Below are 15,390 nucleotides of genomic sequence, written 5' to 3' on the forward strand. Positions count from 1 at the left end.
GGCGGAAGAATGAAAGTCGTGTTATGTGCGTATCATGAGATGGGATGCGCGGCGCTGGAGAGTTTGCAGGAAGTGGGATTTGAAGTGGTCTGCGTGTTCACCCACGCGGGCGCCCATCAGGAAAATAGCTTCTTTGACTCGGTTGAAGCCATGGCGCTGCAGCAACAGATCCCGGTGTTTTGTCCGGACGATATCAACACGCCAGAATGGATTGCCAAAGTAGCGTCGCTGCAACCCGATGCGATTTTGACCCTGTCTTATCGACAAGCGCTCTCTCCTGCCATGATTGCTACCGCCAAAAAAGGCGCATTCAATGTGCATGCTTCGCTGCTGCCCGCCTATCGCGGACGTGCGCATCTCAACTGGGTGATTATCCGCAATGAGCGTGAAACCGGGGTGACGCTTCATCGCATTAATGACGTGCCAGATGGCGGGCCAATTCTGGCGCAAAGCCGTGTCGCTATCACTGATGAAGATGAGGCGCTTTCATTACATCGCAAACTGGTACGCACCACACGTGAACAGTTGCCAAACTGGCTGCGCGCTCTGCGGGCGGGTAGTTTGATTGAAAGCGTGCAGGATGAAAGTCTCGCCAGCGAACCGGGACAACGAAAGCCTGAGGATGGGCAGATTCACTGGCATCAGTCTGCCGATGAGATTCATGCTCTGATTCGCGGCGTTGCTTATCCGTGGCCTGGTGCGTATAGCCTGATGGGAGAACAGCGTTTTATCGTGTGGAAAAGCCGCGTGATTACCCAGTCGCATCAGCACGCAGCGGGCAGCATTATTTCCATCGATCCGCTTTATATCGCCTGTGGCGAAAATGTGCTGGAAATTGTCGCGACGGGGTTATCGCATCACGACAATCTTAGTGCGGCGCAGCTCGTGCAGCACTTCTCACTGTGCGTGGGGATGCAACTGAAGTCATGTTGAGCTGGCGATTTCAGGCTGAAATCGCCAACCTTTATCACCAGCGGGTCGCTGCCATATCAATCACAAAGCGATATTTCACATCACCTTTCAGCATGCGCACGAATGCATCTTCGACTGCTTCACCCGCAATCAATTCGATATCTGCCGTGATGTTGTGTTCGCCGCAGAAATCCAGCATCTCCTGCGTCTCTTTGATGCTGCCGATGGATGAGCCGCTGATGCTCAGGCGACGGAAGACCATCGGCGTGACGTCAGGAGCCTGATGCGGTTGTTCCGGAATGCCTACCAGCACCAAACGACCATTGGTTTTGAGCGTGGCGAGGTAGGGATCGAGATCGTGAGGCGCGGACACGCAGTCGATAATGAAATCGAGAGAGGTTCGCGCCGCTGCCATCTGTTCCGCATCGCGTGAGACCACCACGCGGCTGGCCCCCAGACGTCGCGCATCGGCACCTTTTTCCGGAGAGGTAGTGAATAGCGTCACTTCCGCACCCATCGCACTCGCCAGTTTTACCGCCATATGCCCAAGCCCGCCTAAACCCACGACGCCGACTTTGTCACCAGCCTGCACCTTGAAGTGACGCAACGGTGACCAAACGGTGACGCCCGCACACAGCAACGGCGCAACGCCTGCCAGCGGCAGGTTCTGCGGCACTGACACCACAAAATGCTGATCAACCACCACATTCTGTGCATAGCCGCCCCAGGTGCTGTCGCCAGTGTGTTTGTCGATACCGTTATAGGTCGCGGTAAATCCGGCTTCGCAGTACTGCTCTTCCTGCTGCTGGCAGAAATGGCATTCACGACAAGAATCAACCATCACGCCGACACCCACCACATCACCGACCTTGAAGTTAGTGACCGCTGCACCGGTTTCCCGCACGCGACCGACGATTTCGTGGCCCGGCACCAGCGGATAACGACTGACCGCCCATTCGTTACGTGCCATATGCAGATCGGAGTGACACACGCCGCAGTACAGGATATCGATTTTCACGTCCTGCGGCTGCAGTGGACGCAGCGCGATCTGGCTGGATACTAAAGGTTTTGCCGCGTCGTGTGCGACTAATGCGTTGATTTTCATGGTGCCTCCGCAAGGTGCTGGCGTTATTGAGTTGAAGGCGGCAGACTATAGTCAACGTGGTGCAAAAATGATAGTAGTCACCATTTGGTGACCATAAGGAGAGACACCGATGCCAGCCTGGGTTGACGGTAAACTGGTTTTTTATACGGATTCCCCGCCGCGTCGCTTGATGGACCTGTTCTCGCTGAAGTGGAGCAGCATGGTGCTGCACGCGCTTTATCACTGGCCGGGACAACGTGCCCGAACCGGGGAACTGCAACGCAGCCTGCAGGGAATTTCAAAAAAGATGCTGTTTCAGACACTGAAAGAGCTGGAGCAGCGCGGATTGATTGCCCGCCATGTGTACGACGTGGTTCCACCGAAAGTGGATTACCGTTTGACGCCGCTGGGACAGGCCTTTGCAGCCCCAATCGAACAGATGTACCAGTGGGGACTGGAGAATCAGGCGGCGCTGGATGCAATGGACGCCAACCTGCGCGCGGCTACGGACGTGCCATCAGACGTTCCACCGTCTCACGATCTCTCAGCAAGCGAGGATTAAACACCACCAGGCTCAGGCCGGGCTTACCCTCAACGGCGAAGGTGCTATATTCGAGTTCCAGCATGCCTTCGTCCGGTAGCCACAGTTGCTTTATCCCTTCGCCATGCTGGCTCACTTCCTGCGATTGCCACAGTTGACGGAAGGTTTCGCTCATCGCGCTGAGTTCTTCCACCAGCGTGCGCACATGCTCGCTGGCACCGGTACGTGCTACGTCGGCACGGAAATTCGCCACCATGTTACGCGTGACCTGATGCCAATCCGGCAGGCGTTTTTTCATCTCTTCGTTGCTGAACATCATTAATAGAATATTGCGCTGTTCCGGCGGCAGTTGGGCGTAATCCACGAATACTTTGGTCGCCGCATGGTTCCACGCCACCACCTGCCATTCAGCGGTTTTCACCAGCGCGGGCGTGTGCGTCATGCTATCCAGGACGCGTTGCAACGAGGGTGAAACATCCACGCCCACCTGCCAGGTGACGCCCGGCAAACGATTTTGCGCCAGCAGAAACAGGTGGTCGCGCTCGGCGGCACTTAGCTCTAACGCTTTGGATAACCGTTCCAATACCTCTTCGGAGGGCGCACCGCCTCTGCCCTGCTCCAGCCAGGTGTACCAGGTGGTGCTGACGCAGGCGCGCACCGCCACCTCTTCCCGACGCAATCCGGGCGTACGACGCCGCAGCAACGGATAGCCGAGTTTGCCGGCATCCAGTCGCTGACGTCGTTCACGCAGGTAGTTGCCGAGCAGATTGTCGTCTTGTTGGGTCATGGCGTTATCCTGTTAGTACCTATACCTGTATAAGCTCACGACTTTTCGCCGCGCCGCAGACTTTTATCATAGTGCTTCAACAGCCAGAAATAGGAGTACGAATATGCGACTTTTTGTGACCGGCGCAAGCGGCTTTATCGGTTCGGCCATTGTGAAAAAACTGCAGGCACGCGGCTTGGACGTGCTTGGACTGGCACGCAGTGACGCGTCAGCAGAGAAACTGCACCAGCAGGGAGTCCAGGTGATGCGCGGCGATTTAGAAGATATTGCCAGCCTGCGTAGCGCCGTGGAACAGAGTGACGGTGTGATCCATGCCGGATACATTCATGATTTCAGCCGCATGGATCACGCAGCGGCTATCGATCAGCAGGCGATTCTGGCGATGGGTGAAGTGCTGGCCGGATCCAATCGTCCGCTGGTGGTGACCACCGGCACTGCGTTGGTCTCGCCAGGACGGCTCGCGGTTGAGCAGACTCAACCGGTTTCCGGCGGCCATCCTCGTTCCGACTCCAACATCGCCGCACTCGCGCTGGCGGATAAAGGGGTGCGCGTCTCGCTAGTGCGTCTTCCGCCCACGGTACACGGCGCAGGCGACCACGGCTTTGTGCCGATGATCATTAATATGGCGAAAGAGAAAGGCGCGGCGGTGTATATCGGGGATGGTGCGAATCGCTGGCCTGCGGTGCATCGTGATGATGCGGCGGAGTTATTCTGCCTCGCCGCCGAGCACGCCGAAGCCGGGACGATTTTGCATGCGATTCAGGAAGAAGGCATCCCATTTCGTCAGATCGCCGAAACCATTGGTGCAGGTTTGTCTCTGCCGGTGAAAAGCCTGAGCATGGAAGAAGCGAAAGAGTGGCTGGGCTGGATGGCGTTCTTTGCTTCCATTGATAATCCGGCTTCCAGTGAATGGACGCGCCAGACCTTTAACTGGCAGCCCACCGGACCGGGACTGCTGCAGGATATGCGTGAGGCGGGTTATTTTTCGCGTTGATTCCGCACCGCCTCTTGCAGGAAATCAATAAACGCGCGGCTTCTTGCGGGAAGAAAACTCCGTTCCTGATAGAGCAGCGCAATCTCAAGGGGTGCGGGAGCGAGTTCAAGCTCAATCACTTCTAACTGCCCACTTCGAATATAAGGCTCACAAGCCTGCGCTGAAAGGATGGCAAACCCGATGCCTTTCAGTGCAGCTTGCATCGCCATCTCACCACTGTCGACACGGAAAGGACTCAGCACATTGATGTGTCGAAATCCTTTGCCAGTGGTTATAAATTGCCACGCTTGCCCCTGAAGTGCACTTACGGTGGTGATGCAGGGCAGAGCCAGCAATTGTTCTGTTTGCGTTGGTCTGGCGTATTTTTGCAGTAAAGTCGGCGCCGCAACAATGTGGCAGGGTAATGAAGCCAGCGGTCGAGCTATGACATCACTGCTGGCGCGCGTGCCGCGACTGATATCAATGACAACATCGCAGTCATCCCACAGTGCCTCTGCTCCCTGCAGGCTGGTAGTACAATGGAGTTCAATTCTGGGATATCGCAGTGCAAAGTCAGCCAAGAGATTGCCGAAAATCACCGGCCCGACTCCATTTGGTAAACATACGCGTAGCAGCCCTTCCGGCTCAGTTTGTGCGTGGCTTAATCTGGCTTCCGTCTCATTCACCGAGTCCAGCAGTGGTCGCATGCTGTCAAAAAACATCTGCCCTGCTTCAGTAAGCTTCATTTGGCGCGTGCTTCGCTGTATGAGTCGCATCCCTAATCGTTCTTCCAGCTGCGAAATCTGGCGACTCACATTCGATGCAGGTATATTCAAGGCACGCGCGCCGCCGATAAAACTGCCCTTCTCTGCAACGGTGACGAATACCCGCAAAACATTTAAATCGATTCTACTGCGCATCGATTATCCCATTTTTGATAATTAATCCTCTCACTTTATCGCTCTAATCATAATGAAGCACGGGCAATAGACTAGGCCTCCTGTAACTTAATGGAGCAAACTATGCCTGTCCTCACCCCGCAATCAGGTTCATTCGCTGTGATCCGCATCGCTGTGATTATCGCTTTTGTCCAATTCACGAATGCCCTCGAATACATGATGTTTAATCCGCTGTTTGCCTACATGGCGTCTCAATTTTCAGTGCCTGTCACTTATGCAGGTTATGTCACGGGGACTTACACCCTGGGTTCAGTGCTATCCGGGTTATGTATTTGGAAATGGATTGACCGCGTTAACGCCAAACGGTTTTTACTGTGGAATATGGCGCTTTTAGGCGCTCTGACGGTGCTGATCACCTTCACGAGCGATTATACCCTGCTGCTGGTTCTACGATTTATGGCGGGCTTAGTGGGAGGAACAACCATGGGTGTGGGGATGAGTTCATTAATCAGCCTCGCGCCAGCGGCATTACGAGCACGGATGATTGCCACCGTCATTGCCGCTTTCTCTGTGGTCAGCATTGCAGGGATGCCGACCATGCTGTTTTTGAGCACACATTTCGGCTGGTATAGCGCAACGAGACTCATTGGTTTGCTGTGCCTGATAGCTTTGCTTCTTATTGCCGGGTTTATTCCTGATGCCCCGCGCAAAATCGCCCCTAAATCATCGATAACAATGACGCCAGAATGGTTGTTTTTCGCCAGCGGGAACGCCATCGCGCAATTCACTCCTATGCTCATCATTCCTGCTTTAGTGCCTTTATTGACCCAACACATGCAGGCTGTGAGCGCCTCGCTGCCCATGCTGTTCTTCATCGCTGGCATCGCTGGGTTGATGGCGACAAAGCTTACCGGAAAACTATTGGCTCACTGGTCCAGCTACACCTTAGCCGTTGTCTCAACGCTGATATTACTGGTCAGCATGCTGCTTCCCATGACAGGTTTGCATGCCAGCGCATTATTCATGGGGCTGTTTCTGAGCGGGGCTTACGGACGATTGGTGGTGGTGTCGTGTGTGACGACGAGATTTCCAAATGAGGCCAGTCGGGCTGGTTTCCTGTCCCTGCAAACGGCGCTGATGTCATTGAGTACCACCCTCGCCTTTTTTGTTTCGGCCATGACTTTTGAGATAGCAGCCCCACTACCCATCATATTCTGGGTGCTGGTTGCCGGCAGCGCATTACTCTTGCCACCGCTGATTAAGAGGATGGAAAAAAGGTTAGCGAGACGTGAGGCCTGAGGTGATAAAGGTAGCGGCAGAATCGATCGCCCAGCTAAAAGTTTAGCTCTGGCTCGATAAACTCTGCCGCGAGGGATTAGCCAAACGGCTCTTCGCGTGCCAGCAAGCGTGCTATCACGTTAAGCGCACCTTCGTCGTTATTGCTGTCGGTTTTATAACGCGCAACAGCGGCCACGGGCGCGGCTGCATTGGCCATCGAAAAGCTGTAGCACGCCTGACGCAGCATTTCGAGGTCATTGGCGCTGTCGCCAATGGCCAGCACTTCGCAATCGTCGATGCCCCATTTTTCCTGTAGCAGCGCGATGCCGTGCGCTTTATGGCAACCTGGAATGATCAGATCGACAAAGCCAAAGCCGCTTGAGACCGGATGCATGATATTTTCAATCGCGCCCAGTTCTTTGTGCAAACGCTCCATCAGGGCATCCACCCCTTCGTGTGCCAGATTCAACGAGAACTTAAAGATGGTGTCATCGATATCGTACAGGTTGTCGCGCTTTTCCAGGCGATGATAGTGATTCGCCAGCATCGCAATCACCTCTTCCGGCATCGAGGTGTGCACATAAGCGCCGTTGCGACCGCATACCACGGTGCTGATATCCGGCTCTTTAGCCAGAATATCCAAAATTTGATGGACGCGTTCTGGCGCCAATTCGCCGCAGAAGATCTCTTCATTGCTGTCTGACACCCAGGCACCGTTCTCGGCGACAAAGGCGATTTCATCTTTGATATCCGGGAAGTAGCGTTGTAACTGGTAATACTGATTGCCACTGGCGACCACAAAACGAACGCCCTTCTCTTTCAACAAAGCGTACTGGCGCGCAAAACGCTGGGCGTTGTACTGTTTGTTGTCATCGAGAAAAGTCCCATCCATATCCACCGCAATCATTTTTACTGCCATCTTACTCTCCCGTATCGTTTGACCAGCATTCCATCCAGCTGTGAAAAGGTTTTCATAGAGCTTACTCGCGGTGTGGATTAATGAGAATGGTAATAATGAGATTGTTAACCGCTTTCAGAGATTTCCAGTGCCATCTTTTACTGCAAATCCGCCCCTTTTTCCCTGATCCAGACACAGAACATCTCTGCCATGTCCTTTGCGTAGTCGAGAATCTCCGCCTCAGTGCGCGGTGTTTCGGAAAAATGCTTGCCCACGTTACCCAGTGTGCTGTTGATCAGGTCCGCAGCGCGCAGACGTTGTTTCTCTTCCAACTGGGGCAATAACTCATACAGGAAGTCACTCATCACGTTTTCACCCGCCGCGCGCGCGGCTGCCACTTCCGGTGCATCACGGTATAACGGCGCTGCATCGTTAAGTGCGGTACGCATTGCCGCTTCTTCACACTCTGAGTGCAAGAAAGCGAGCGTGAGTTGGTGCAGACGTTCACCCGCAGGCACATCTCGATTGCGCAGGATTGATCCTAAAAGATCGCCGGTGCGTTGCCACTCCTCGCTCTGTAATCGAAAGAGGATAGCCGCTTTATTGGGAAAGTATTGATACAACGATCCAATACTCACACCAGCACGCTCCGCCACACGTGCGGTGGTAAACCGCGTGGCGCCTTCCTGTTCCAAAACCTGAGTAGCGGCTTGCAAAATCGCCGAAACCAGCTCGCTGGATCGCGCTTGTTGCGGCTTTTTTCTCTCTGAAATCTTAGCGTTACGGCGTTCAGCCATCTGATGCTCCTGAACACGAATAGTGAAATGCGAATGATTCATCGTATTCTGTTCGCACAGATTAATCCACGGAGAATCACCATGAATACCTTAACTTCCGCGCCCCTGGCGCCGCTGCTTAACTACCTGTTCGAACTGGCCGACAATATGGCGCATCCGACCAATGAAGCCTTCCGCGTGATGTCCGATGAAGAGCAAAATCGCCTGTTGCAGAGCAAAACAGATTATCTCGAACTCTATGGTCATCTGAAAAATGTGCCACTGGCGGTGTCGCGTGAGACTGGCAAACTGCTGTATATGCTGGCACGCAGCACCAAGGCGCAGTCGATAGTGGAGTTTGGCACCTCCTTTGGTATTTCAACGCTACATCTCGCGGCAGCGTTACGCGATAACGGCGGCGGAAAGATCATCACCAGTGAATTTGAGCCGGGCAAGGTTGCCTTAGCACGTAATCATTTTGCGGATGCGGGCGTGAGTGATTTGATTGAAGTGCGCGTGGGTGACGCGCTGCATACGTTGAGCCGCGACCTGCCTGCTGCCATCGATATGCTGGTGCTGGATGGCGCCAAGGCAATTTACCCTGAGATACTGGCGCTGGTTGAATCACATTTGCGCCCTGGTGCGCTGATCGTCGCCGATGATGCCGATTTCAGCCCCGAATATCTCGAAAATGTGCACAGCGGGCGTGGCTATCTGTCGCTGCCGTTTAACGATGGCGTTGAAGTGTCAATGTGGCTGGGACGTTCAAAGTAATCAGCACCCAGAGCCTGTGCTCTGGGTGACTGTCATTTTCGGTACTGCGCTTCAACCCGCTCCTGCTTAATCTTCGCATCAATTGAAAGTTCCGCCGTGGGTCGCAGCAGCAAACGCGCCAGGCCTATCGGATCGCCCGTCTCACGGCAATAGCCATATTCACCATGATGAATACGCTGCATGGCGGCATCAATTTTCGGCAGCAGGCGGCTTTCGCGATCAATCTGACGAAACAATAAGCGTAACTCCTCTTCGCGGATCGCTTTATCCGCTTCATCCCCTTGCTGTTCACTGCGTTGCAGCTGCGTTTTCAGGTAGTCGATATGTTCGAGCAGTTCCTGCCGCTCAAAACGTAATAAGCGCAAAAAATAGTCACTCTGGTGAGGATTCATATACTCTTCTGGCGGCATACTGAGAAGGTTTTGCTGCTCGGCTGCTGTGGGTTTGGTCATATTGAAATTCCTTAACAGCTTCGTGTTAATGTTATATCGTCACATTTCAAATCATTCATTGAGGTTGCTGCGATGAAGAGCACTGTTCCTCTGTTACTTATCGCCATAGCATCGGCAAAAGCAGGTGCCTTTCAGGCAAAGATTGATACGTTAAAACTGGCGCAAAAACCGGATACCGCAGTGGCCAACGTCGATTTGACACAGCCTCTGGCGACGGCGGAAGTGCATGCGGCGCTGTTAAAGCCCGTATCCGGCTGCCAGTGTCCGTTCTGTACGCAAATGCGTGCGCTGGCGGGCTAACTCAGGCGGATACGCGCGCCACGCGCTGCGGCCAGGGATCGGCAAATTCGCCGCCACTTTGCCACCATGCAAGCTCCTCTTCATTGAGAAAGCAGCGTTTCAGGGCGACGGTGAAGGCTTTCACCTCATCCGGTTCACCAATAACCGTTAAACTGCAGCGCCGATCGCCAAATCGCCCCGGCATTTTTGCCACTGCCTGTTCGACCGCCGCGCGCTCCTCAGCAGTAAGCGGACTATCACGATGATTCAGAATTCCCGCTTTCCAGTAACTGATAAATTCCAGACTGATGCTGCCCGTGGCCTGATTCCATAACAGTGCCAGGTCATCCCGCGTCGGCAACCAGAAAAAGCCTTTGCTGCGATAGATGCCCGCGCCCATAAAGTGGTGGCAGGTATCCCACAATCGCTGTGGATGGAATGGACGATCGTCGTGAATCACTTCGGAAGTCATTTGCCACGCACCGGGATCAATGGCATCCACCTCATCCGCTAATTCTTCAATTAACTGCGCGACCCGCCCGAAATCGTAGGGCTGCATCGCCATGAGTTCACTCAGAGAGAGGTTTCCCCGCGATACCGCCATCACTGCCACATAGGGATTGAGCGGATGAATGGCCTGGGCAATGCGGGTAATGCTGGAAGACGGCAGCCGATCATTTTTGGTGAGCAGCAGATGGCTGCAAAACATGATTTGTTCTGCCAGCAGATTCTCGATGCGCCGCTCGTGACGAGTCAGATTGGCCTGCAAACGAGGAATCAGCGCTTCGCCCTGCTGGTAATCATCATTCAGCATCACGCTGTCGACCAACGATAAGAATCCATTGAGTTGCACTTCAGCATGATCGCGGAAATAACGCACCAGTGGCAACGGATGGCTACTGCCCGAGGTTTCCAGCAGGATCAGATCCGGGCGATGTGCGTTGAGCATCGACTCAAGTGCGGCATCGAGTTTTTCGATACCCGTTCGGCTGCTAATACTGTCGGCCGAGAGCGTAATGAAATTGTGTTTACAGGCGTTGACGATTTCAGTGTTGGCAATCAATACGCCATCGACGTCCAGTTCGCTCATATCATTGACGATGACGGAGACTGCGAGTTGCTGTTTATGCGCCTGAACCAACAGACTTTTTAATAGCGTTGTTTTGCCTGCACCAAGAAAACCGTTGAGAATGGTGAGGGGGATTTTTTGCATCGTGACCTCTTGCTGCCGCACGTTGCGGCGTGGGTTTGCCATCCATGGCGTCATGCCGTTCCGTTAAACCAGGTTCTGCCTTAGTACCCGCTGGGGAACTGCGCTTCGCTCAGGCAGAAATATGTGGCCGGGCGCTAAGTTCATTGCACCGTCAACGATCTGCCTGGTTCCTCGCGTTTATCTTCCTCAGTGAAACCAGGGTTCAAACGGGTCCGGATATTCGGCCCAGTTTTCCGGGCCCTGCGCCATCTCTTCGTCAGTCAGCAGCGCATGTTCCAGCTGGTTGCGCAGACGGGCTTCATCCATCTCAATACCAATAAACACGATTTCCTGACGCGCATCGCCAGTGCCCTCGACCCAGTTTTGCATGATGTATTCCAGCGTCTCGGGATCTTCCGGCCAGCGCTCTTTCGGCGCACTGGCCCACCACATGCCTGCTAAGCCCTGACGCGTCACGCCACCGGCCTGTGACCAGGAACCGGCATAATGAGGACGACTGGCGAGCCAGAAGAAGCCCTTAGACCGCACCACGCCTTTGAGATCGCCTTCAATGACGCTGGCGAAGCGGGTGGGATGGAAAGGACGACGCGCGCGGAACACAAAGTTGCGGATGCCATACTCTTCGGTTTCTGGCGTATGTGAACCGCGCAGTTCTTGCAACCAGCCGGGGGCTTGTGAGGCCGCATCAAAATCAAATAAACCGGTATTCAGCACTTCCTTCAGTGCAACCTTGCCAAACTCAGAAGTCACCACGCGTGCGCGCGGGTTGAGAGAATACAATATCGCCAGCAAGCGGGCTTTTTCCGCTTCATCAATCAGATCGGTTTTGTTCAGAATCAGCACGTCGCAGAACTCAATCTGATCCACCAGCAGATCCACCACCGTGCGTTCATCTTCTTCACCCAGCGATTCACCGCGGGATTTGATGCTCTCGTTGGATTCGTAATCGCGCAGGAAATTGAAGCCGTCCACGACGGTCACCATGGTGTCCAGCGCAGCGACTTCTGATAGGCTCTGACCATCTTCATCGGCAAAGGTAAAGGTTTCCGCCACCGGCAGCGGTTCGGAAATACCGGTCGATTCGATCACCAGGTTATCGAAACGGCCATCTTTTGCGAGGCGATCTACCTCCAGCAGCAGATCTTCACGCAGCGTGCAGCAGATGCAGCCGTTACTCATCTCGACTAACTTCTCATCGGTGCGCGACAGCTCCGCCCCGCCCTCACGCACCAGAGCGGCATCGATATTCACTTCCGACATATCGTTAACGATCACTGCCACGCGGCGACCTTCGCGATTGTTAAGAATATGGTTAAGCAGCGTGGTTTTGCCCGCGCCGAGAAAGCCGGAGAGGACAGTTACCGGCAACTTTTTAAAATTCGGGGATAATGATGACATTGCAACTCCTTCAACATGACAAGTGCAGGTGCGGTGACATGCCACACCAAACGTTATAATTGATATGTTATAACATAACAATTACGGTTGTCATTGCGTCGAAGAAAGTTTGTTGTTTAAGGCAAAAAAAGCGGGCCGTTTCGACCCGCTATAAAGCATTACTTGTTATCGGGATAGCTTAGATCGATCGCTTCATCCGGTAACTTAGTGAATTTTTTCACGATAGTGCGGAAGTCGGCGTTAGGCGTCAAATCGGCAAACTGTTGCGGATAAAGGTCTTTAGCCAAAATTTCCATCCCCACGATGTTGTAAGGGTGGTTATAGAAATGATGGTACACGCCATAAACACGGCCATTCTTCACCGGCTCGATCTGTGCCAGACCGGTACGTTTCAATAGTGTCTGGAAAGTGGCATTCACCTCTTTCGGCTGCACGCCGTAGCCGAATGGCAGAACGTTGGTGTTAGGACGTTTTGAACCGGTCATGATGTAAACATCCGGTTTCATCGCAATAATTTTTTCCAGCGCGATAAAGCCCACGTTGCCCGGCAACAGCTCGGAACCAATATTCTTACCGCCTACGGCTTCGACTAGTCCGCCCCAGCCATTGTGACTGTGAGTGAAGCAGCAGTTATCGCTGTTACCGGCAATCGGCTCAATAAACACAGTCGGTTTGTTCTTCACCTCAGCGACGCCTTTGGTGATGCGATCAAACCTCTGCTGATAGAAATCGGTATAGGCCTTAGCCTGGCTCTCACGGTTCAACACTTTACCCAACAGCGTGACGCTGGGTGCCGTGTTTTGCGCGGGGTGCAGTTCATAATCCACAAACACCACGGGAATATGCAGATTATTCAGCGTACTCAATACACCTGACTGTTGCAGCGCCGGTTTCGCGCGCAGTTGGGCAATCATCATGTCGGGCTTTTGCGCCAGCACGCTTTCTAAATTGACCTGGCCCTGGTCGCTGAAGCCCATATCGACAATTTTGGTCGCTTCCGGCCATTTGCCTTTCAGCAGATCCCAGGTTTGGGTGTCTTGTTTCTTCGGCAGGTTATTCCACGCCACCACACGCTTGAACGGGTCATCACGATCCAGCAGCGCCAGCGTCAGAATATCGCGGCCATCCTGCAGGATGATGTGTTGCGGTTCTTTAGTGATGGTTTGCGTGTTGCCGTCCATATCGGTGACGGTTAACGGGTAAGTGGTAGCCGAAGCCGCCGTGGAAGCCAGTAATCCCATTGCCAGTAGCAGGCGCGTTTTCATCCTAAAACTCCGTGGTAAAAAGAATAGTTATTATTATCAATTACCTTAACACAACCTTAAGGGCCGAAAATAAACGCCAGGACAATGGGTTGTAACCGAGTATTAATGCTGAGTGATAAAGGTTGGATGGCGGATGGCAGATGGCAGATGGCAGATGGCAGATGGCAGATGGCAGATGGCAGATGGCAGATGGCAGATGGCAGATGGATTATCCATTCCCTGCCGGCAGCCCGCAAGCCGCCGCAGCAGGGAAATGCGCGTCAGGTGAAATCGGACAGCTTCTGCCCGGAGGTAATCAACTCCTGCAACAGCATCTGCCGACGCTCTTGCGACGTATCACGGCTGACCATAAAGCAGATCGCCGCCACCGCCTGGCCGCTGCGTGAGCGAATCGGCGCGGCCATACAGCAGGTAAAGCTTTCGGAGAGCCCTTCCGTCATGCAATAACCCAGCTTACCGGCATGGTGGATTTCATCGAGAAACGCCTGCTTATCGAGAATCTGCCCGCTGGCAAGACGGTAATCTTCTTCTGGAATCAAATCGAGGATCGCGCTATCAGACCAGTTGCTGAGTAGCAAGCGGCCAGTCGCAGTCCAGGTGATGGGCACGCGTACACCGATATCTGAGGTGATCTTGAAGGGGTGCGCGTTGCTGCTCTCGGACAGCACCACCGTGTACTTGTTGCCTTCCAGCATGCAAAGCTGCACAGTTTCGCCATGGCGCGCCACAATCTCGACCATCAGCTGATGCGCGCGCCGGATCAGATCGTTATGCGCCATGTAATCCGCACCGTAATAGTGCATCTCGCGACCGAAAAACACCGCACCATCTGCATCTAATTCCACCAGCCCGGCTTCACTGAGCAGGCTGACCAACTCATAAACGCTGGATCGGGGTGCGCCAGTGGCATCGATCAAATCGCGCATCGCCATCGGCTGGCGGGCAATATGCAACTGACGAAAAATATCAATAACCCGGTCAACACCGCGCGCCCGTGACGGTTTTTCATCCGGCATATGCTCACTCCCCTGTTGCATTGGTGCGATTGGAATACATGAAAAAAGAAAAGCATCATACACCCCAACGCAACAATTACCCATCCCCGTAAAAATAAAAATTAGTCACTGACGTTATATTATGGCGATCTATTTTGGGGCCTCATTTTGGCGCAACGATTTTTCGCTCACATTAAAAATGTTCGACGAAGGTCACATTCTTATTAAACGAGTGCTCCGCAATAAATTTATTTTGCGATCCCGACTACATCACAAAAAATTAAATAGCCGATCACATATTGCAAAAGCAAATCCACTGTGCAAATCTTGCCCTATCCGGTATTGCAGATTTGAGTCTGATATATCGGACAGACTAACTACTCCAGAAATGAGGCAATTTGCATGACGATAAAACGTTATGGCATTGAAGGCGGGACCGGCACTGGCGGGCAAATGTTGCCCTTCGCCCGTGCGGTAGAGGCCGATGGCTGGCTGTATATCTCAGGCCAGACGCCGATGCGCGACGGTGAAGTGGTGGAAGGCGGTATCATTGAACAGACCCAGTTAGCATTTGATAATTGCCTGACCATCATGCGCGAGGCAGGTTATCGCGTGGAAGATGTGGTACACGTCACGGCGGTGTTGACCGACGCACGCTACTTCAGTTCCTTTAATAAAGTATTCAGTGAGATATTCAGTGGAAATCCACCGGCGCGTATTTGTAGCGTGCAGGATTTAGTGGTCGACTGCAAAGTGGAAGTGGATATGAAATGCTTCCGCGCCGATCGTAAATAATTATTACGGTTAAAACAGGCTGACGATTTTTTATTTTCTTCGCCCACACCAGGACAGCCTGTTATTAATTG

General features: G+C 53.4%; 17 protein-coding genes. 7 read left to right on the forward strand and 10 right to left on the reverse strand.

The features are described 5' to 3' along the window. The first annotated feature begins 9 nt into the window (after positions 1 to 9). Positions 10 to 933 carry a formyltransferase family protein gene (locus AC1MDE_RS03040; protein ID WP_479401759.1) on the forward strand — a complete coding sequence of 308 codons (924 nt, stop codon included), beginning with the start codon at positions 10 to 12 and terminating at the stop codon, positions 931 to 933. Between the two features lie 34 nt (positions 934 to 967). Here the strand turns inward: AC1MDE_RS03040 and AC1MDE_RS03045 are convergent, their stop codons facing one another. Continuing rightward, positions 968 to 2,017 carry an NAD(P)-dependent alcohol dehydrogenase gene (locus AC1MDE_RS03045; protein ID WP_480344236.1) on the reverse strand — a complete coding sequence of 350 codons (1,050 nt, stop codon included), beginning with the start codon at positions 2,015 to 2,017 and terminating at the stop codon, positions 968 to 970. A 109-nt stretch (positions 2,018 to 2,126) separates the two neighbouring features. Here AC1MDE_RS03045 and AC1MDE_RS03050 point away from each other — a divergent pair, with 109 nt between their 5' ends. Continuing rightward, positions 2,127 to 2,558, forward strand: a complete 432-nt coding sequence (locus tag AC1MDE_RS03050; protein ID WP_479401762.1) for a winged helix-turn-helix transcriptional regulator — start codon at positions 2,127 to 2,129, stop codon at positions 2,556 to 2,558. Here AC1MDE_RS03050 and AC1MDE_RS03055 read toward each other — a convergent pair. Beyond that, positions 2,500 to 3,324, reverse strand: coding sequence for a helix-turn-helix transcriptional regulator (locus AC1MDE_RS03055; RefSeq protein WP_479401763.1), 825 nt, complete (start codon positions 3,322 to 3,324; stop codon positions 2,500 to 2,502). The two genes, AC1MDE_RS03050 and AC1MDE_RS03055, sit on opposite strands and share 59 nt — an antisense overlap. A gap of 103 nt (positions 3,325 to 3,427) precedes the next feature. On the opposite strand from AC1MDE_RS03055, the gene AC1MDE_RS03060 reads away from it, so the two are divergent. Continuing rightward, a complete protein-coding gene (locus AC1MDE_RS03060; protein WP_479401765.1) occupies positions 3,428 to 4,318 on the forward strand; it encodes an SDR family oxidoreductase in 891 nt (296 codons plus the stop codon). On the opposite strand, the gene AC1MDE_RS03065 is transcribed toward AC1MDE_RS03060, so the two are convergent. Further along, the gene (locus AC1MDE_RS03065) at positions 4,303 to 5,217 is read right to left on the reverse strand and encodes a LysR family transcriptional regulator (RefSeq protein WP_479401767.1); all 915 of its coding nucleotides are present in this window, start codon (positions 5,215 to 5,217) and stop codon (positions 4,303 to 4,305) included. The genes AC1MDE_RS03060 and AC1MDE_RS03065 overlap by 16 nt on opposite strands. 102 nt (positions 5,218 to 5,319) lie before the next feature. On the opposite strand from AC1MDE_RS03065, the gene AC1MDE_RS03070 reads away from it, so the two are divergent. Next, on the forward strand, positions 5,320 to 6,495 hold the full coding sequence (locus AC1MDE_RS03070; protein WP_480344239.1) for an MFS transporter: 1,176 nt from the start codon (positions 5,320 to 5,322) through the stop codon (positions 6,493 to 6,495). A 76-nt stretch (positions 6,496 to 6,571) separates the two neighbouring features. On the opposite strand, the gene AC1MDE_RS03075 is transcribed toward AC1MDE_RS03070, so the two are convergent. Together AC1MDE_RS03075 and AC1MDE_RS03080 are read right to left on the reverse strand one after the other, a co-directional pair. After that, positions 6,572 to 7,393 (reverse strand): Cof-type HAD-IIB family hydrolase, encoded by an 822-nt coding sequence (locus AC1MDE_RS03075; RefSeq protein WP_034822403.1) that lies wholly within the window; start codon positions 7,391 to 7,393, stop codon positions 6,572 to 6,574. 137 nt (positions 7,394 to 7,530) lie between these two features. Next, positions 7,531 to 8,169 (reverse strand): TetR/AcrR family transcriptional regulator, encoded by a 639-nt coding sequence (locus tag AC1MDE_RS03080; protein ID WP_160866935.1) that lies wholly within the window; start codon positions 8,167 to 8,169, stop codon positions 7,531 to 7,533. 81 nt (positions 8,170 to 8,250) lie between these two features. Between AC1MDE_RS03080 and AC1MDE_RS03085 the strand changes: the two genes are divergently transcribed. Then, positions 8,251 to 8,922: an O-methyltransferase gene (locus AC1MDE_RS03085; RefSeq protein WP_479399936.1), complete on the forward strand. Its 672-nt coding sequence runs from the start codon at positions 8,251 to 8,253 to the stop codon at positions 8,920 to 8,922. A gap of 32 nt (positions 8,923 to 8,954) precedes the next feature. Here AC1MDE_RS03085 and dksA read toward each other — a convergent pair whose 3' ends face one another. Beyond that, positions 8,955 to 9,374, reverse strand: coding sequence for an RNA polymerase-binding protein DksA (gene dksA, locus AC1MDE_RS03090; RefSeq protein WP_058960436.1), 420 nt, complete (start codon positions 9,372 to 9,374; stop codon positions 8,955 to 8,957). Between the two features lie 72 nt (positions 9,375 to 9,446). On the opposite strand from dksA, the gene AC1MDE_RS03095 reads away from it, so the two are divergent. Then, positions 9,447 to 9,674, forward strand: a complete 228-nt coding sequence (locus AC1MDE_RS03095) for a hypothetical protein (protein WP_058960437.1) — start codon at positions 9,447 to 9,449, stop codon at positions 9,672 to 9,674. A gap of 1 nt (position 9,675) precedes the next feature. Here the strand turns inward: AC1MDE_RS03095 and AC1MDE_RS03100 are convergent, their stop codons facing one another. The 4 genes from AC1MDE_RS03100 to AC1MDE_RS03115 all read right to left on the reverse strand — a co-directional run bounded on the left by AC1MDE_RS03100 (position 9,676) and on the right by AC1MDE_RS03115 (position 14,545). Further along, entirely contained in the window at positions 9,676 to 10,866 is a 1,191-nt protein-coding gene (locus AC1MDE_RS03100; protein WP_479400380.1) for a CobW family GTP-binding protein, read from the reverse strand. A gap of 186 nt (positions 10,867 to 11,052) precedes the next feature. Continuing rightward, a complete protein-coding gene (gene zigA / locus AC1MDE_RS03105; protein WP_479403287.1) occupies positions 11,053 to 12,264 on the reverse strand; it encodes a zinc metallochaperone GTPase ZigA in 1,212 nt (403 codons plus the stop codon). A 158-nt stretch (positions 12,265 to 12,422) separates the two neighbouring features. Continuing rightward, complete coding sequence (locus AC1MDE_RS03110) at positions 12,423 to 13,529, reverse strand: ABC transporter substrate-binding protein (protein WP_034822383.1); 1,107 nt, start codon at positions 13,527 to 13,529, stop codon at positions 12,423 to 12,425. 260 nt (positions 13,530 to 13,789) lie between these two features. Next, complete coding sequence (locus tag AC1MDE_RS03115) at positions 13,790 to 14,545, reverse strand: IclR family transcriptional regulator (protein WP_034822379.1); 756 nt, start codon at positions 14,543 to 14,545, stop codon at positions 13,790 to 13,792. 381 nt (positions 14,546 to 14,926) lie between these two features. Here AC1MDE_RS03115 and AC1MDE_RS03120 point away from each other — a divergent pair, with 381 nt between their 5' ends. Further along, positions 14,927 to 15,319: a RidA family protein gene (locus AC1MDE_RS03120; RefSeq protein WP_058960439.1), complete on the forward strand. Its 393-nt coding sequence runs from the start codon at positions 14,927 to 14,929 to the stop codon at positions 15,317 to 15,319. The last annotated feature ends 71 nt before the right edge of the window (positions 15,320 to 15,390 follow it).

It is taken from the genome of Pantoea folii (assembly GCF_056678875.1).